This window comes from Candidatus Competibacteraceae bacterium (assembly GCA_016699715.1).
Classification (GTDB): Bacteria; Pseudomonadota; Gammaproteobacteria; order Competibacterales; family Competibacteraceae; genus Competibacter.
Genome location: CP065007.1, coordinates 2,603,365 through 2,620,898, shown reverse-complemented (window position 1 = coordinate 2,620,898; position 17,534 = coordinate 2,603,365). Strand labels below are relative to the sequence as shown.

The following is a 17,534-nucleotide window of genomic DNA, read 5'->3' as shown; positions in this document are numbered from 1 at the left end:
TTTTGAACAACCGCTTAACCCAACGCCTGGTCGGTGCCGCCGTCATTACCGCGCTGGCCGTGATTTTCGTCCCGGAATTGCTGGAAAAATCGCAAACGCCATCCACCCCGGTTCGCTCGCCGGACACCCCATCGCCCAGTGCTCCAAAACCATCCACGCTAACTTTCTCCGTTCCGGCGCCGGCCGACACTGCCCCACCGGTCGCCCAGACGATGCCCGTGGCTCCAGAGGAGGAACCGGCCCCACCGGCCGAGACGCCGGCCGATCAGGAAGAAGCGGCACACGTCGCCAGGGACCAGGCCGAAGCCGAACGCATCGCGGCGACCAAGGCCCGCGCCGAGGCTACCCGCCGCCAAGAGCAGGCGGAAGCCGCTCTAGCGCGCGCGCGCGCCGAAGAAGCGCGCGGCGCCGCCGCCAACAGCCAAGCCGCCCGCCTGCAAGCCGCCCAGGAAGCCGCGCCGCCGCCACGCTCGTCCGCCACGGAAACCGCCGCTGCTCAAGCTGAAACCAGCCGTGCCGCCGCCGCCGCCCGCCGGGAGGCCGCCCGCGCCGAAGAAGCCCGCCGCCAGGCCCAGGCCGAGGCCGCCCGCCGCGCCGCTCAGGCCGCCGCCGCCCGCCGGGAAGCCGCGCGTGCCGAAGAAGCCCGCCGCCAGGCCCAGGCCGCCGCCGCCCGCCGGGAAGCCGCGCGTGCCGAAGAAGCCCGCCGCCAGGCCCAGGCCGCCGCCGCCCGCCGGGAGGCCGCCCGCGCCGAAGAAGCCCGCCGCCAGGCCCAGGCCAAGGCTCAGGCGGCCCGAGCCAGACCACCCGCCATGCCCCAAATCGAACTGGTCGCCAAATCCCGTCCCGCGGCGACTTCGAACCCACCAGCCCCCATGCCAGCCAGCGGCGGTGCCGTTGTAGCCAGTTTCGCGTTGCAGGACAATGCCTATGCCGTGCGCGACCGCTACCGGAGTCGCAATATCCGGGCGGCGGTCGAACAGACCACGGCCAACGGCCGGCCGCTGTACCTGGTGCGCATCTGGCGTTGAATCCTGTCGATAGCGCCGCGTTTCAGCCCACGCGCGTTTTTGCTAAGATGTAAGTTCCTGAGACCGCAAGCGACCCTCCCCTCATGATCCATGCGCACGAACGTTCCGGAGCGGGATACCGCAACCCATGAACTGGGCGGATTATCTGATCATCGCCATCATCGCCCTCTCCATGCTGGCCGGACTCTGGCGCGGCCTGCTGCGCGAAGTGATCTCGCTGGCTACCTGGATTGCCGCCTTCGCCATTGCTTTCCTGTTTGCCGAACAAACCGCCACGCATCTTACTCCCTACCTGGACGTGCCGTCGTTGCGTGCCGCGGTTGCCTTTGGTGGTCTGTTCCTCATCACGCTGCTGATCGGTGGGCTGATCGGCATCCTCACATCCTACCTGGTCCACTATACCGGCCTGACCGGTACCGACCGGGTCTTGGGCATGAGCTTCGGTCTGGCGCGAGGCGTGGCCGTCGTCGTTGTGCTGGTATTGGCGGCGGGGTTGACGCCGCTACCCAAGGATGCCTGGTGGCAACAGTCGTTGCTGTTACGGCATTTTCAGGAAACCGCCCTCTGGCTGCGGGATTTCCTGCCGCCAGAGTTGGCCCAGAATTTTCGCTTTCCTGAAATCGTTCCCAAATGACGGCGGTAGCCGTCCAGTACGCGCGGGTGGTGACAGATGTGCGGAATTATCGGTATCGCGGGGCGTGGCCCGGTCAACCAGAGCCTGTTCGACGGCCTCACCGTATTGCAGCATCGCGGCCAGGATGCGGCGGGCGTCGTCACCTGCGACCTCGGCCGCCTGTTCCTGCGCAAGGATAACGGCCTGATCCGCGATGTCGTCCGCACCCGCCACATGCGCAACCTGCACGGCAATATCGGGATCGGCCACGTCCGCTATCCGACCGCCGGCAGTTCCGATTCCGCCGAGGCGCAGCCGTTCTACGTCAACTCGCCGTTCGGCATCACCCTGGCCCATAACGGCAACCTGACCAACGCCATCCAGCTCAAGGACGAGTTGTTTCGTTCCGATCTACGCCACATCAACACCAATTCCGACTCGGAAATCCTGCTCAACGTATTCGCTCACGAATTGCAGCAGCGCAGCAAATTGTCGATCGATGCCGAGGATATCTTCGCGGCGGTGGCGGCGGTGCATCGGCGGGTGCGGGGCGCCTACGCCGCCGTGGCGCTGATTGTCGGCTTCGGCCTAGTGGCCTTCCGCGACCCATACGGCATCCGGCCGTTGGTGTTCGGCCGGCGCGAGACCGAGAGCGGCATGGAGTACATGGTTGCCTCCGAAAGCGTGGCGCTGGATGCGCTGGATTTTCAGCGCATCCGCGACGTGGCGCCGGGCGAAGCGGTGCTGTTCGACCTCGATGGGCGCATGCACGCCCGCCAGTGCGCCGATCATCCGAGCTACTCCCCCTGCATCTTCGAATTCGTTTACCTGGCCCGGCCCGACTCGATCATGGATCAGGTCTCGGTGCACAAGGCCCGGTTGCGGATGGGCGAATATCTGGCCGAAAAAATCCTGCGGGTCTGGCCGGATCAGGATATCGACGTGGTGATTCCGATCCCCGACACCAGCCGCACCGCCGCCCTGCAGATGGCTTCGATCCTGGGCATCAAGTATCGGGAAGGCTTCATCAAGAATCGTTACATCGCCCGCACCTTCATCATGCCCGGCCAGAAAATCCGCAAGAAATCGGTGCGACAGAAGCTGAATGCGATCGACCTGGAATTTCGCGGTAAGAACGTGCTGCTGGTGGACGATTCCATCGTTCGCGGCACCACCTCCGAACAAATTATTTGCATGGCTCGGGAGGCCGGCGCCCGCAAGGTGTATTTCGCTTCGGCCGCGCCGCCGGTGCGCTATCCCAATGTCTACGGCATCGATATGCCGGCCGCTTACGAGCTGATCGCCCATGGTCGCTCCGAGGAAGAAGTGGCTCGCGCCATCGGCGCCGATCATCTGATTTTTCAGGATTTGTCCGACCTGGAAGAAGCGGTGCGGCGCGGCAACCGTGCGCTCAAGGCTTTCGATGCTTCCTGTTTTACCGGTGAGTACGTGACCGGCGATATCGATCGGGCCTATCTGGACTGTCTGGCCCGCGAGCGTTCCGACAGCGTCAAGGCCACCTATGAAACCGCCGAAAACGCCGAAAACGCATTCATCGACCTGCATAACGATGCCTGAGCGCGGCGCTTGGTCTTTTTGACAGCACGGCGCTGACCTTCTAAGCTTGCCGTCCAGCGCCGATTTGAATGTTCAGCTTGCAGGCGCTTAACAAATTTCGCTAAAGCGGGTTGAACCTGCCTGGGTCGTCCCACCGAGCGGGTTTTTTCATGCCCGCGCGCCGCCGGCGCCATCATCAGGGCACTCCGCGGCGACTTTGCAACCCCCATTGACCGCGGAGATGCCCGGACATGCCCATCGACGACATTCCCGAACTCGGTTTCGCCAGCCTGGCGGTGCGCGCCGGCCAGCAGCGCACCTTTGAAGGCGAACACGCCGAACCGATTTTCGCCACCTCCAGCTTCGTGTTCGCCAATGCCGCCGAAGCCGCCGCCCGCTTCAGCGGCGCGGTCGCGGGCAACATTTACTCCCGCTTCACCAATCCAACCGTGCGCGTGTTCCAGGAGCGGCTGGCGGCGCTGGAAGGCGGCGAAACCTGCATCGCCACCTCGTCGGGGATGGCGGCGATCCTGGCAACCTGCATGGCGCTGCTCAAAAGCGGCGACCATGTCGTCTCGGCCAATGCGGTATTCGGAACCACCGTTTCGCTGTTTAATCAATATCTGGCCAAGTTCGGCATCGCCACCAGCTACGTTCCCTTGAGCGACATCGCCGCCTGGGAGGCCGCGATCCGCCCGGAAACCCGATTGTTTTTCCTCGAAACCCCGTCCAATCCGCTGATGGAACTGGCCGATATCCGGGCGCTGGCCGATCTCGCCCACGCCCACGGCTGCCTGCTGGTGGTGGATAACTGTTTCTGTACTCCCGCCTTGCAGCGGCCCTTCGAACTGGGCGCCGACTTGGTGATCCATTCCGCCACCAAGTACCTGGATGGTCAGGGTCGCTGCGTCGGCGGCGCCGTGGTGGGCGACCGACAGCGGGTCGGCGTCGATATTTACGGTTTTCTGCGCACCGCTGGCCCGACCCTGAGCCCGTTCAACGCCTGGGTGTTCCTCAAGGGGCTGGAAACCCTGTCCCTGCGGATGCGCGCCCACAGCGAGAGCGCACTGCACTTGGCTCGCTGGCTGGAGGCTCAGCCGGCGGTGGAGCGGGTCTATTACCCCGGCCTGCCCTCGCACCCGCGGCACGAGCTGGCGAAGCGGCAACAGAGCGGCTTTGGCGGCATCGTTTCGTTCGAGCTGCACGGCGGTCGGGAAGCCGCCTGGGCGCTGATCGACGCCACCCGGATGATCTCCATCACCGCCAATCTGGGCGACGCCAAAACCACGATCACCCATCCCGCCACCACCACTCACGGCCGGCTGACTCCGCAAGAGCGTGAAACCGCCGGTATTCGCGAGGGGCTGGTGCGCGTTTCGGTGGGCCTGGAGGCGATTGCGGACATCCAGCGCGATCTGGAACGCGGTTTCCAGCGCACCGCCCCTCACTCCGATCTCTCTTCCACCGGGGGAGAAGCGACTGATCGATGATCAAAGCCATCACTTTCGATCTGGACGACACGCTCTGGGATATCTGGCCGGTGGTCGAACGCGCCGAGCAGCTGCTGCACGAGTGGCTGGCGGCACGCTACCCGCGCATGGCCGAGCACTTCACCCCGCTGGAGCTGCGGGATTTATCGGTCGAGGTGGTCGCCGCTCGTCCGAACATGGCTCATGACCGCACCTGGTTGCGCAAGGCGGCGTTGAATCTGGCGGCGCGGCGGGCTGGTTATTGGGAGTTCGACGTGGAAAGCGCGTTTGAAGTATTTTTCGTCGCCCGTAATGCGGTGGAACCGTTTGCGGACGTGCGGCCAGTGCTGGAGCGGCTGGCCCGACGCTATACGCTGGCCTCCCTGTCCAACGGTAACGCCGATCTGTGCTTGATCGGCTTGCACGATGTTTTTGCCTTCTCGCTCAACGCCATCGACGTCGGCGCGGCCAAACCGGAACCGTTGATGTTTGAACTGGCTCGGCAACGACTGGCGGCGCGGCCTGAACAGATCGTCCATGTCGGCGATGACCCGGAACATGATGTCTTCGGCGCGGCTCAAGCCGGTTTCCGCACGGTCTGGGTCAATCGCACCGGCCGAGACTGGCCTGGTGGTCCGCGAGCAGACGCGGAAATCGGCCATCTGGCGGAACTGGAAAACGTGTTGGCGGCTTGGGAAAACGACGCACCCTGAGGCGAAGCGCCGCCAGCCAGCACCGGCTCACCAGGGAATCGGCTCTCCGTCGCGGAAGAAACCGCCGGTTGGCCCATCGTCCGGCAAGGTAGCGGCCCAGACGATGCCGGAAGCACCCTCCTCGACCGTCCGCTCGGCACTGGGGCCGCCCATTTCGGTGCGCACCCAGCCCGGACAGACCGAATTGACCAGGATGTTGGAACCTTGGGTCTCGGCCGCCAGGATTCGCGTCAGCGCGTTCAAGGCGGTTTTGGAAATCCGGTAAGCCGGTGATTTTCCTTCCATTTCGCTCAATTGACCCATACCGCTGGAAACATTGACGATGCGGCCATGCTGCTGCTGCTTCATCAGCGGCGCCAGTTCCTGCGCTAGCAGTAGCGGGCCATACAGGTTGGTCTTCAGCGTCGCGGTCAGCGTTTCCAGGCTGGCGTTGAACACGCTGGTGTTGCCCGCATCTTCCGCACCGTGGCTATCAAGGAAAACCCCGGCGTTGTTGACCAGCACATCCACTCGGCCACAACGGCTGTGAATGAACGCGCCCAATTCGGCGACGCTGCTTTCCGAGGTAACGTCCAACGGCTGGAACAACACGTCCAGGCCCTCGGCCAGTAATTTTTCCAGCGCCATTTCGCCCTTGCCCGCATTGCGGCTGGTGAGAAGCACGCGGAAACCGTGCTTGGCCAGTTGCCGGGCCGTTTCCAGACCCAGCCCGCGGTTGGCGCCCGTCACCACCGCCACGGGCGAAGTGTTTTTACCGGTTAGCATGATGATCTTCTCCAGTCCAGCCCTGTTTGTTGTCAAAATAACACTAATTGTTGTAAATATTAACAGTATCTCTCCTGTAAGAAAAACAAAACCCTATCGGATCGCCAAGCCCGCCGACCCGAAGGAATCGCCACGGCTTTCGACGAACCACGAAAAAGGGCGCGATGTACGCGCCCTTTGCCCCACTCCCGCAAAAAGTTCAGGTATTGATCTTGTGCAGGGCGCGGCCATGGACGGACAGTGCCGCCTCGTGCATCGCTTCGTACAGGGTCGGGTGACCATGGATGGTCCGGGCCAAATCCTCGCTGCTGGCGTTAAACTCCATCGCCAGCACCGCTTCCTGGATCAACTCGGAGGCGTAGGGACCCATGATATGGCAACCCAGCAGCGTATCGGTTTCCGCATGGGCCAGCATCTTGACCATGCCGACGGCGGCATCCATCGCCTTGGCGCGACCGTTGGCAGCGAACGGGAAGGTACCGATCTTGTAGGGGATGCCTTCGGTCTTGAGCGCCTGCTCGGTCTTGCCGACCCAGGCGATCTCCGGATCGGTGTAAATTACCCAGGGAATGGCGTCGTAGTTCAGGTGGCCGTGCTGGCCGGCGATAATCTCGGCCACCATGACGCCTTCTTCCGAGCCCTTGTGGGCCAGCATCGGCCCGCGCACCACGTCACCGATGGCGTACACGCCCGGCAGGTTGGTCTCGCAGTGTTCGCCGACGTGGATGAAACCCCGCTCGCCGAACAGCAGATCCGACTCGGGGGCGGCGACATCGTCGGTGTTTGGCCGCCGGCCCACCGACACCAGCAGTTTCTCGACCGTGATCTCGTGCTCGCCGTCCTTGTCCTTGAAGTGGACCTTGACACCGTCCCCGGTTTTCTCGGTGGCGATCACGCGGGTGCCGAGCCGGATGTCCAGGCCCTGCTTCTTGAACTGGCGCAGTGCGTCGCGGGCGATCTGCTGGTCAGCCAGGGCCAGAAAATCCTCGACCGCCTCCAGCATGACGACCTTGGCGCCCAGGCGATTCCACACGCTACCCAGTTCCAGACCGATCACGCCGGCACCGATCACGCCCAGGGTTTTGGGCACCTGGCGGAAATCCAGGGCACCGGTCGAATCCACGATGACGCTTTCAGCGTTGTCCACCGGAGCGGCGCCGATCTCGATCGGCACGGAACCGGTGGCAATAATCACATTGTCGGCGTTCACCACGTCGGTCGAACCGTCGCGGTGGGTGATTTCCACCTGCCGGTCGGCCAGCAGCTTGCCGTGACCCTGCAACCATTCGACACCGTTGGCCTTGAACAGGGCGCCAATGCCGTTGGTCAACTGCAGCACGATGTCTTCCTTGCGCGCCATCATTCGGTCGAGGTCCAGCCTGACGCCTTCGATGTGGATACCGTGGCTATCGATGCCTTCCTTAAGGTGATGGTACTGTTCGGAGGATTCGAGCAAGGTCTTGGACGGGATGCAGCCCACGTTCAGGCAGGTGCCACCCAGAGCGGGATCGCCCTTGAAATTAATCCACTTCTCCACACAGGCGGTCTCCAGACCGAGCTGCGCGCAGCGGATCGCCGCCACGTAGCCGGCGGGACCGCCTCCGATGACGACCACATCGTAAGTCTTTGCCATTGCTTGTACCTATCAGCGAACAGGGAATAGGGAATAGGGAATAGGGAATGAGGGACAGGAAACGGGGGGATACGCCCAAGGCCGCGCATTGACCCCGATACCTGTCCTTTTCCCATGTCAGACGTTCAGGACCAGACGGGCCGGGTCCTCGATGCACTCCTTGACGGTGACCAGAAAAGTCACGGCTTCGCGCCCGTCGATGATGCGGTGATCATAGGAGTGGGCCACGTACATCATCGGCCGGATCACGACTTGACCGTTCTCCGCCACCGGCCGGTCCTTGGTGGCGTGCATGCCGAGAATGCCGCTTTGCGGCGGGTTGAGGATCGGCGTGGACATCAGCGAGCCGAACACGCCGCCGTTGGTGATGGTAAAGGTGCCGCCAGTCATATCCTCGACGGTCAAGGTCCCCTCTTTCGCTTTCTGACCAAACTCGCCGATCGCTTTCTCGATATCGGCCAAGCTCATCTGGTCGGCGTCGCGCAGAATCGGCACCACCAGACCGCGCGGCGAAGACACCGCGATGCCGATATCGTAGTAGCCGTGGTAAATAACATCGTTGCCGTCGATCGAGCCGTTCACCGCCGGATAGCGCTTGAGTGCCTCGATCACCGCTTTGACGAAGAAACCCATGAAGCCCAAACGGACATTGTGAGTTTTTTCGAACTGATCCTTGTAGCGGCTGCGCAGATCCATCACCGGCTTCATGTTGATTTCGTTGAACGTCGTCAACATGGCGGTGCTGTTCTTGGCCATCAGCAGTCGTTCGGCGATCCGGGCACGCAACCGAGTCATCGGCACGCGCTGTTCCAGTCGACCGAGGGCGTCGGGTGGCAGCGGCGCGGCCGGCGCGGAAACCGGCGCGGAAACCGGCGCGGAAACCGGCGCGGAAACCGGCGCGGCGGCGATGGGGGCTGGCTGGCCTTGCTTTTGCGCCTCAATGTAGGCCAGCACATCGGCCTTGGTCACACGCCCGCCGCGCCCGCTGCCCGCAATCTTAGCGACATCCAATCCCTGCTCGGCGGCCAGGCGACGCACCGCCGGGCTCAAACCTTCCAGGTCCACTTCCATCGTTGCCGCGGGCGCCGAGGCGGCGGGGGCGGGGGCGGCGGCGGCCGGAGCGGGGGCGGCGGGCGCTTCGGCCGCGGGCTGGGCGGCACCTTCTTCCAGCGTGGCGATCACCTCGCCGGTGGTCACGATGTCGCCTTCCTGCCGCAGGATCTGGCCCAGTACGCCATCCGCTGGAGCGGGAATGTCCAGCACGACCTTATCGGTCTCCAAATCCACGAGGTTTTCACCCCGCCGCACCGGTTGTCCCGGCTGTTTCTTCCAGTTAACCAACGTGCCGTCGGAGACGGATTCAGGCAGAGTGGGGACTTTCACTTCTAGGGTCATTGTATTTGTTTCCCTTGGGTTCCGGGTTTTTTTAGGCTAAGCCATGGTGGTTATTGGCCCAGGGCCTGGTTGACGAGCGTTTGCTGCTGTTCGACGTGGACGCTGTAGTAACCCACCGCCGGCGATGCCGAAGGTTCGCGACCGGCGTAATGGAGCTTCTGGCCCGACCGCAGGCCCCGTTCCAGGTGATGCAGGCTTTGATACCAGGCGCCCTGGTTCTTGGGTTCTTCCTGACACCAGACGATGTCGGTAACGTTGGGATAACGCTCCAGTTGCTGGCTGTAGGGCGTCTGCGGGAACGGATAGAGCTGCTCGATGCGGATGATGGCGACATGCTCCAGCTTCCGCTCGCGGCGCGCTTCCAGCAAATCGTAATAGACCTTGCCGCTGCAGAACACCAGCCGGGTGACCTGCGACGGCTCGTGAGGATCGAACTCGCCGATGATCTCCTGGAAACAACCCTCGGTCAGATCCTCCAGGCTGTTCACCGCCAATCGGTGCCGCAGCAAGCTCTTTGGGCTCATCACGATCAACGGCTTGCGGAACGGGCGCAGCATTTGCCGGCGCAACATGTGGAAACACTGGGCCGGGGTTGACGGCACCACCACCTGCATGTTGTTCTCGGCGCACAATTGCAGGTAGCGTTCCAGCCGGGCCGAGGAGTGCTCGGGACCCTGGCCTTCGAAACCATGCGGCAGCAGCATCACCAGCCCGCACAACCGGCCCCACTTGGTCTGGCCGGAAGAAATGAACTGATCGATCACCACCTGCGCGCCATTGGCGAAATCGCCGAACTGGCCCTCCCAGATCACCAACCCGTTGGGTTCGGCGGTGGTGTAGCCGTATTCGAAACCCAGCACCGCTTCCTCGGACAGGATGGAATCGATCACGAAAAAGGTCGGCTGACCCGGATACAGGTTGGCCAGCGGCGTGTAGCTGCTGCCGTCCTTCTGGTTGTGCAGCACCGAATGGCGGTGAAAAAAGGTGCCGCGACCGCAGTCCTGGCCGGAAATGCGCACCTGATAGCCTTGCTTGAGCACAGCGGCGTAGGCCAGATTTTCGGCAAAGCCCCAATCCAGCGGCAGGGCACCGGCGGCCATCTTGCGGCGGTCGTCCATGATCTTGGCCACGCGCGGGTGCATTTCGAAGCCTTCGGGTACCTTCAGCAACTGCTCGGACAGTTCGCGGAGGGTCTCCAACGACACGGCGGTGTCGGCCGGAAGGCTCCAGTCCTCGTTCTTGAACGCCGACCAATCCACGGAATGCGGTCCCTTGACATGGGGCTGCGTCGGCCGCGACACCTGATGGCCGGCGTCGAGGTCGTCGCGGTACTTGGTCTGCATGTCGTGAAATTCGGCCTCGGCGATCACGCCTTCGGCAATCAACTGCTCGGCGTACAAGGTAGCCGTGGTTTTGCGTGCCCGGATCTTCTTGTACATCATCGGCTGGGTGGCGGCCGGTTCGTCGGCCTCGTTGTGACCGAGTCGGCGGTAGCAGATCATGTCGATGACCACATCCTTGTTGAAGGTCATCCGGTACTCGAGCGCCAACCGGGTCACGAACAGCACCGCCTCGGGATCGTCACCGTTCACATGAAAGATCGGCGCCTGCACCATCTTGGCCACATCGGTGCAGTACAGCGCCGAACGGGTATCCAGCGGGTTGCTGGTGGTAAAACCGATCTGGTTGTTGACGACGATGTGCACGGTACCGCCGGTGCGGTAGCCGCGTACCTGCGAGAACTGAAGGGTTTCCATGTTGACGCCCTGGCCGGCGAAAGCGGCGTCACCGTGGATCAACAGCGGCATCACGGCGTTCAGGGGTGGGAATTCCGCGCCGGGCGGGCGACGGCGCTCCATGCGGGCGCGCACCGAGCCCTCGACCACCGGATTGGCGATCTCCAGGTGCGAGGGGTTGAAGGCCAGGGCCAGATGTACCGGGCCGCCGGGCGTTTCGACATCCGAGGAGAACCCCATGTGGTACTTGACATCGCCGGTGCTGCTCTCGGCCACTCGCCGCTTGCCCTCGAACTCCTCGAACAGCTCGCTGGGGGCCTTGCCGATAATGTTGACCAGCACGTTGAGGCGACCGCGATGGGCCATGCCGATCACGATCTCCCGCACGCCCTGGGCGCCCGCCAACTGGACGATCTCGTCCATCATCGGGATCAGGCTATCGCCGCCTTCCAGCGAGAAGCGCTTCTGGCCGACGTAGCGGGTGTGCAGATAGCGCTCCAGCCCTTCGGCGGCCACCAGCCAGCGCAGCAACTCCCGACGCTGCCCGGCTTCGAGATCGAGCCGGGCGCGCCGCCCCTCCAGCCGCTTCTGAATCCAGCGCTTCTCGGCGGTGTCGTTGATGTGCATGTATTCGGAACCGATGGTGCCGACGTACACATCGCGGATCAGGTCGAGAATCTCGCGCAACGACCACTGCGAGGGTGCCATTAACGAACCGGTATTGAACAACGAGTCCATATCGGCCTCGCTGAGACCATGGTAGCCGGGCTCCAATTCCGGTACCGGTGGTCGGTCGCGCAGGCGCAGTGGGTCGAGATCGGCGGCTTTGTGGCCGCGAGTGCGATAGGCGTTGATGATGCGCAACACCGAAGCCTGCTTTTCGGCGGCGGCGGGGCTGAACGCCTGCATGCGCCCCACGCCGGCCCGCGGCTGCAACGCCAGGTGAGCGAAAGAATCGCGGATCGGGCCGTGCGCGACGTCGTGGGCACCCTGGGTCTGCGACTGCAGGTTACGAAAATACTGCCGCCAGTTCTCGCTGACCGATTCCGGGTCGCTCAGGAAACTTTCGTACAGTTCCTCGATGAACGCCGCGTTACCGCCGAACAGGGGTGAACTTTGGCGAAACTGCTCGATAAGTGTGCTCATTGATGGTTGTTAACTCCCGGGTATTGTAAGGACCCCAATAACATCCGATTTGGGGCGGTTTTTCCTGGAGCGCAGTGGATGGACGGGCGGGCCGCGCGGCGCGTCTCCGCCGAGCCGTGGCGGCGCCTTGGCCGTACCGGGAACAGGGAAGATGTCGGGCAGGACACCACCGCGCGCAGCCGCGTCGGTTGTTCCAATCATTCTCAATTTCGGCCTCAACCATTTTCCTGGCCGACCCGTCAATGATACAACCATACTCATGGTGGCGAATGACGGGATACGCCGGGCGGAAAGCATGGTGGATATCCAGAGGTGTGGGTAGTCTTAAGGACAAGGCGATTATAACGATGGCGCGGACGCGGATAAACCCGTGATTGGTTGTTCCAATTCATGCCTCCACAAGCACGATCAAACCTCGATGAGCCCATGCTCCGCGGCCGGCGACAGGCCTTTCTTCCATAACTTTTGTTCAGGCCTTTCTTCCATAACTTTTGCTATGGCAACAAGGCTGCTGTACATTTTCAATCGATGGCATCGCGAGTCGCCGGTGCCAGTATCGTGGCGGAGATCGATAACGGCTGTTTCCGCCGCGCCGGTCTGGTTCCATTCAGGAGGGAATCGCGATGGTCGCTACCAATCCGATCGCGCAGGGAGCGCCCGTGTCCTACCAGCCCGCCGAAGGCGAGGCTTATATGGGCGATGCTCAACGGACTTACTTTCGCCAAGTTCTCCAAGACTGGAAGCAAGGTCTGCTGGAGGAGGTGAGCCGCACGGTCAACCACATGCGGGACGAGTCTACCGCGTTTCCCGATCCCAACGACCGCGCTACTCAGGAAGAGGAATTCAGCCTGGAATTGCGCACCCGCGACCGGGAACGCAAGCTGCTCAAGAAAATCAACGAGGCCCTGGCTCAAATCGAAAGCGGCGATTACGGTTATTGCGAGGCTTGCGGCGTGGAGATCGGGCTGCCGCGCATGCAGGCTCGTCCGACCGCCACCTTGTGCATCGACTGCAAGATGCTGGAAGAAATCCGCGAAAAACAAGGCTAGCCGCGCACGGTATCGTTCGGCTGACCTCGCGCTTCACTCATGCGGCGGTTGCTTGACGCAAGCCCCCGGTCAATAGGGGATGGTCCAGCACGCGGCCGTTTCGCGCCATCCCCGACCGGACCGCTCCATTTTGGCTCCCTGGTCGCCGCGCTCGCCAGTTTCCTGGAGGCCCGGCGTTACGGTGGGGAGTGGTTGTTGCGCATCGAAGACGTGGATATGCCCCGCAGCGCGCCGGGCGCCACTGATGCCATCCTGCGCGCCCTGGACCGCCACGGCCTGCACTGGGACGGGCCGGTGTGGTATCAGAGCCAACGCCGGGATTGCTATCAGGTGGCGCTGGAGCGGTTGTCGCAAGCCGGGCTGGCCTATCCCTGCACCTGCACCCGGCGAGAATTGGCCGCCCACGCCAGCCACGCTCGCGACGGCAGTCCGATTTACCCCGGCCATTGCCGCGGCGGCATCCACCAACCGGGCCGCCCCGCCGCCATCCGCTTGCGCGTGACCGACACGCCGCTGGCGTTCCAAGACGGTCTACGGGGTCCTTACGAGCAAGACCTGGAGCGGGAGGTAGGCGATTTCGTCATCCGTCGCGCCGATGGTCTGTTCGCCTACCAACTGGCGGTCGTGGTGGACGACGCGGCTCAAGGCATTACCCAGATCGTGCGTGGCGGCGACTTGCTGGATTCCACCCCTCGACAGATCTATCTGCAAATCCTGCTGGGCCTGCCCACACCCGCCTATGCCCACCTGCCGGTCGCCGTTGACCGACACGGCCACAAGCTCGGCAAGCAAACCGGCGCGACGCCGCTCGATCTCGATAGACCGGGATTGGCCCTCATGGCCGCGCTGTGTTTTCTCGGCCAAAACCCGCCACTCGAGCTAAATGGAGAACCACCGGCGGCGATTCTGGCTTGGGCGCGCACTCATTGGCGACTGGAACGGGTGCCGGCGATACCGGCGCGCCGCTGGGACCTCCAGGGCGCGCGCGGACCCGCGCCGGATGGATTGACTCAGACAGCCGAGCTTCTAGACTTAGAGCGATAAAATCAAACGACCCCTGGCGTGGCGCTTGCCGCCCTCCGCCCGTCGCCGCTGATATCACAACCCCATCCCACCAAAGGAGCAACACGATAATGTCTGAAGCCAAGGTCTATCCAGTACCCGCCGAAGTCGCCGCGCACGCCTGGATCAACAACGATCAATACCTGGAAATGTACAAGCGCTCGATCGATGATCCGGAAGGGTTCTGGGCGGAACAAGCCCAACAGTTTCTGTCCTGGTACAAACCCTGGGATAAGGTGCTGGACTGGGATTTCACCAAGGGACATATTCGTTGGTTCGAGGGCGGCAAGATCAACGTCAGCCATAACTGCCTGGATCGCCACCTGGCGACCCGCGGTGACCAAATCGCCATTATCTGGGAGGGCGACAGCCCCAACGAAGACCAAAAAATCACCTACAAGCAACTGCACGAGGATGTTTGCAAGTTCGCCAATGCCCTGAAGGGCTTGGGCGTCAAGAAGGGTGACCGGGTCTGCATCTACATGCCGATGATCCCCGAAACCGCGGTCGCCATGCTGGCCTGCACCCGCATCGGCGCTGTCCATTCCATCGTGTTCGGCGGTTTCTCGCCGGATTCGCTGAAGGACCGCATCGTCGATGCCGAGTGCAACGTGGTCGTCACTTCCGACGAAGGTCTGCGCGGCGGGCGCCAAGTGCCGATGAAAGCCAACGCGGACAAGGCGTTGCAGAATACGCCCAGCGTCCAGAAGATGGTGGTGGTTAAGCGTACTGGCGGCAATATTGCCTGGGTCGAAGGCCGCGACGTGTGGTATCACGACGTGATGGCCACCGCGTCCACCGACTGCCCCCCAGAGCACATGGATGCCGAGGATCCGCTGTTCATCCTCTACACCTCCGGCTCCACCGGCAAGCCCAAGGGCGTGCTGCACACCACCGGCGGCTACCTGCTGCACACCGCGATCACCCACAAGTACATCTTCGACTATCACGACGGCGACATCTACTGGTGCACCGCCGATGTGGGCTGGGTGACTGGCCACTCCTACATCGTCTATGGCCCCCTGGCCAACGGCGCCACCACCGTCATGTTCGAAGGCATCCCGACCTTCCCGGACGCCGGCCGGTTCTGGCAGGTGGTCGACAAGCACCAGGTCAACATCTTCTACACCGCGCCGACCGCCATCCGCTCGCTGATGCGCGAGGGCGAAGCACCGGTCAAGGCCACCTCGCGCAAGTCGCTACGCCTGCTGGGCTCCGTGGGCGAGCCGATCAACCCCGAAGCCTGGGAGTGGTACTACCACAATGTCGGTGACGGCCGCTGCCCGATCGTCGATACCTGGTGGCAGACCGAAACCGGCGGCATCCTGATCACTCCGCTGCCGGGCGCCACCGCCCTGAAGCCCGGCTCCGCCACCCGGCCGTTCTTCGGTGTAACCCCCGCCCTGGTGGATGCCGAGGGCCAGTTCCTGGAAGGCGCCACCGACGGCAACCTGGTCATCACCCGGCCCTGGCCGGGAATGATGCGCACCGTGTACGGCGATCACCCGCGTTTCATCGAAACCTATTTTTCGATGTACAAGGGTTTGTACTTCACCGGTGACGGCGCGCGTCGCGACGAGGACGGGTACTACTGGATCACCGGCCGAGTGGACGATGTCATCAATGTTTCCGGTCACCGCATGGGCACCGCCGAGGTCGAATCGGCGCTGGTGCTGCATCCGGCGGTCGCCGAGGCAGCGGTGGTCGGCTTCCCGCACGACATCAAGGGTCAGGGTATCTATGCCTACGTCACCCTCAAGATGGGCATCGAACCGACCGAGGCGCTGCGCAAGGAACTGATCGCTCACGTCCGCAAGGAAATCGGTCCCATCGCCTCGCCGGATGCACTCCAGTGGGCACCCGGCCTGCCCAAGACCCGTTCCGGCAAGATCATGCGCCGCATTTTGCGCAAGATCGCCGCCAACGAAGTGGATGCGTTGGGTGACACCTCGACCCTGGCCGATCCGAACGTGGTCACCGACCTGGTCGATAACCGCGCGGTCAAATAACAATCTGTCGGGATAACAACAACGATCCCGTGGTAACCCTGAACCCGGCCGTCTCACCGAGATGGCCGGGTTTTTTTATGGCGCCGCGACGGCCTGACGCACTCCCGTTTCGCTGATCCAGACATCGATCAGTCGCGCCGGAGTGATGTCAAAATACACGTTGCGCACGCTGACACCAGACCATGCCGGCACTGCCAGTTCGGCGGACGCCATTTCCTCCAGTTCCGGCGGTGATTCATCCTCGGCGCGCTGTTTGAAACTCTCGCAGCAAACGTGGAAGGGCACGCCGCATTCGCGCGCCGCCAGCGCCAGCAACATAGTTCCAACCTTGTTGATGGCCGAACCGTCGGCCAATAGGCTGTCGGCGCCGACCAGCACGCCATCGGCGTGGGCAACGAACAGGCCCATCTGGGCGTCGGTGATGTAAATGGTCGGTACGTTCCAGGCCGAGAGCCGCTCCACCATCCGCCGTCCCTCGGCCAGTGGCCGCGATTCGGTGACGATCATTCGCAAGTCCTGGTTCCTGAGCAAACGACAGGTTTCGAGCACCGTCGAGCTGAGACTGTGAGTCATCAAGGTACGACCGGGACCGAACCAACGGGCCGCGTGGGCGGCGCAGTCGGTCACTGCTTGGCGCGACAGGGCGATCAGCGCCGCCGCGTGCTCGGTGGCCAGCCGGCGGAGCCGTTCCAAATCCCCGTTGGCCGTACCGATCCGCTCCCGCCAGCGCCGCAGCAGATTGCCGATCGGTGCCATGCTCGGTCGGATTGCCGCCAGTTCGGCGGCCAAGGCCAGCAAGCGTTGCCGGAATTCGTCACAGTCGGCGGCCGGCAGCGTCTTCGCCGCCTCCGCCAGGATCGCCAGGCAACGGCGAGCCAACTCGCTGGCGCCGTGAATGCGATCATTGCGAATTTCCGCGATTTCACGGTTGAATTGCGAGTGGTTCATCGTTAAGAATTAAAGAGATAATAAATGATCACTGGTCGCTACCAGGATATGACAACGCCGCCCCCACCGGCGGCCCGCCCACTTCCCGATTTCAGCAGGAGACCGGTTATGAGCGATGTTGATCCCATCATCGGCAATTGGTACCACAACGAGGATACCGGCAACGATTTCGAAGTCGTTGCTCTGGACGAAGACGCGCAGACGGTCGAAATCCAGTACTTCGACGGCGAATTGGAAGAGATGGATCTGGACATCTGGTACGAGCTGCCACTGGAGACCATCGAAGCGCCGGAAGACTGGTCCGGCCCCTACGATGAAATCGAGCCGGACGACCTGGGCTACGACAAGGACGAAGAGTTCAGCGACGAGAACGACCTGCTCGCCGACCGGGAAGACTGAGCGCCAGCCTCG

Annotated in this window: 14 protein-coding genes and 1 riboswitch; of the genes, 9 read left to right on the top strand and 5 right to left on the bottom strand. The window is 63.0% G+C overall.

The features are described from left to right. Positions 1-2: 2 nt before the first annotated feature. From IPM89_11745 to IPM89_11725, 5 genes are all read left to right on the top strand, one after another. A complete protein-coding gene (locus tag IPM89_11745) occupies positions 3-1,028 on the top strand; it encodes a hypothetical protein (protein ID QQS53543.1) in 1,026 nt (341 codons plus the stop codon). 127 nt (positions 1,029-1,155) lie between these two features. Further along, complete coding sequence (locus tag IPM89_11740; protein QQS53542.1) at positions 1,156-1,662, top strand: CvpA family protein; 507 nt, start codon at positions 1,156-1,158, stop codon at positions 1,660-1,662. 36 nt (positions 1,663-1,698) lie between these two features. Continuing rightward, a complete protein-coding gene (gene purF, locus IPM89_11735) occupies positions 1,699-3,219 on the top strand; it encodes an amidophosphoribosyltransferase (protein QQS53541.1) in 1,521 nt (506 codons plus the stop codon). Positions 3,220-3,265: 46 nt separating this feature from the next. After that, a riboswitch (SAM riboswitch) is annotated at positions 3,266-3,340 on the top strand. A gap of 109 nt (positions 3,341-3,449) precedes the next feature. Continuing rightward, positions 3,450-4,688: an O-succinylhomoserine sulfhydrylase gene (locus tag IPM89_11730; GenBank protein QQS53540.1), complete on the top strand. Its 1,239-nt coding sequence runs from the start codon at positions 3,450-3,452 to the stop codon at positions 4,686-4,688. Next, a complete protein-coding gene (locus IPM89_11725; GenBank protein ID QQS53539.1) occupies positions 4,685-5,380 on the top strand; it encodes an HAD family hydrolase in 696 nt (231 codons plus the stop codon). Before IPM89_11730 ends, IPM89_11725 begins: the two co-directional genes overlap by 4 nt. A gap of 27 nt (positions 5,381-5,407) precedes the next feature. Here the strand turns inward: IPM89_11725 and IPM89_11720 are convergent, their stop codons facing one another. The 4 genes from IPM89_11720 to IPM89_11705 all read right to left on the bottom strand — a co-directional run bounded on the left by IPM89_11720 (position 5,408) and on the right by IPM89_11705 (position 12,055). Continuing rightward, positions 5,408-6,145: an SDR family oxidoreductase gene (locus IPM89_11720; protein ID QQS53538.1), complete on the bottom strand. Its 738-nt coding sequence runs from the start codon at positions 6,143-6,145 to the stop codon at positions 5,408-5,410. 199 nt (positions 6,146-6,344) lie between these two features. Further along, positions 6,345-7,778 (bottom strand): dihydrolipoyl dehydrogenase, encoded by a 1,434-nt coding sequence (gene lpdA, locus IPM89_11715; protein QQS53537.1) that lies wholly within the window; start codon positions 7,776-7,778, stop codon positions 6,345-6,347. A gap of 117 nt (positions 7,779-7,895) precedes the next feature. Continuing rightward, on the bottom strand, positions 7,896-9,173 hold the full coding sequence (gene odhB, locus IPM89_11710; GenBank protein QQS53536.1) for a 2-oxoglutarate dehydrogenase complex dihydrolipoyllysine-residue succinyltransferase: 1,278 nt from the start codon (positions 9,171-9,173) through the stop codon (positions 7,896-7,898). Positions 9,174-9,223: 50 nt separating this feature from the next. Then, positions 9,224-12,055 (bottom strand): 2-oxoglutarate dehydrogenase E1 component, encoded by a 2,832-nt coding sequence (locus IPM89_11705; GenBank protein QQS53535.1) that lies wholly within the window; start codon positions 12,053-12,055, stop codon positions 9,224-9,226. Between the two features lie 623 nt (positions 12,056-12,678). On the opposite strand from IPM89_11705, the gene dksA reads away from it, so the two are divergent. The 3 genes from dksA to acs all read left to right on the top strand — a co-directional run bounded on the left by dksA (position 12,679) and on the right by acs (position 16,175). Next, positions 12,679-13,104: an RNA polymerase-binding protein DksA gene (gene dksA / locus IPM89_11700; GenBank protein QQS53534.1), complete on the top strand. Its 426-nt coding sequence runs from the start codon at positions 12,679-12,681 to the stop codon at positions 13,102-13,104. 39 nt (positions 13,105-13,143) lie between these two features. Further along, complete coding sequence (gene gluQRS, locus IPM89_11695; protein ID QQS53533.1) at positions 13,144-14,148, top strand: tRNA glutamyl-Q(34) synthetase GluQRS; 1,005 nt, start codon at positions 13,144-13,146, stop codon at positions 14,146-14,148. 89 nt (positions 14,149-14,237) lie between these two features. Next, positions 14,238-16,175 (top strand): acetate--CoA ligase, encoded by a 1,938-nt coding sequence (gene acs, locus IPM89_11690; protein QQS53532.1) that lies wholly within the window; start codon positions 14,238-14,240, stop codon positions 16,173-16,175. Between the two features lie 75 nt (positions 16,176-16,250). On the opposite strand, the gene IPM89_11685 is transcribed toward acs, so the two are convergent. After that, positions 16,251-17,123, bottom strand: coding sequence for a translation initiation factor eIF-2B (locus tag IPM89_11685; protein ID QQS53531.1), 873 nt, complete (start codon positions 17,121-17,123; stop codon positions 16,251-16,253). Positions 17,124-17,231: 108 nt separating this feature from the next. Here IPM89_11685 and IPM89_11680 point away from each other — a divergent pair, with 108 nt between their 5' ends. Beyond that, on the top strand, positions 17,232-17,522 hold the full coding sequence (locus tag IPM89_11680; GenBank protein ID QQS53530.1) for a hypothetical protein: 291 nt from the start codon (positions 17,232-17,234) through the stop codon (positions 17,520-17,522). Positions 17,523-17,534: the final 12 nt, after the last annotated feature.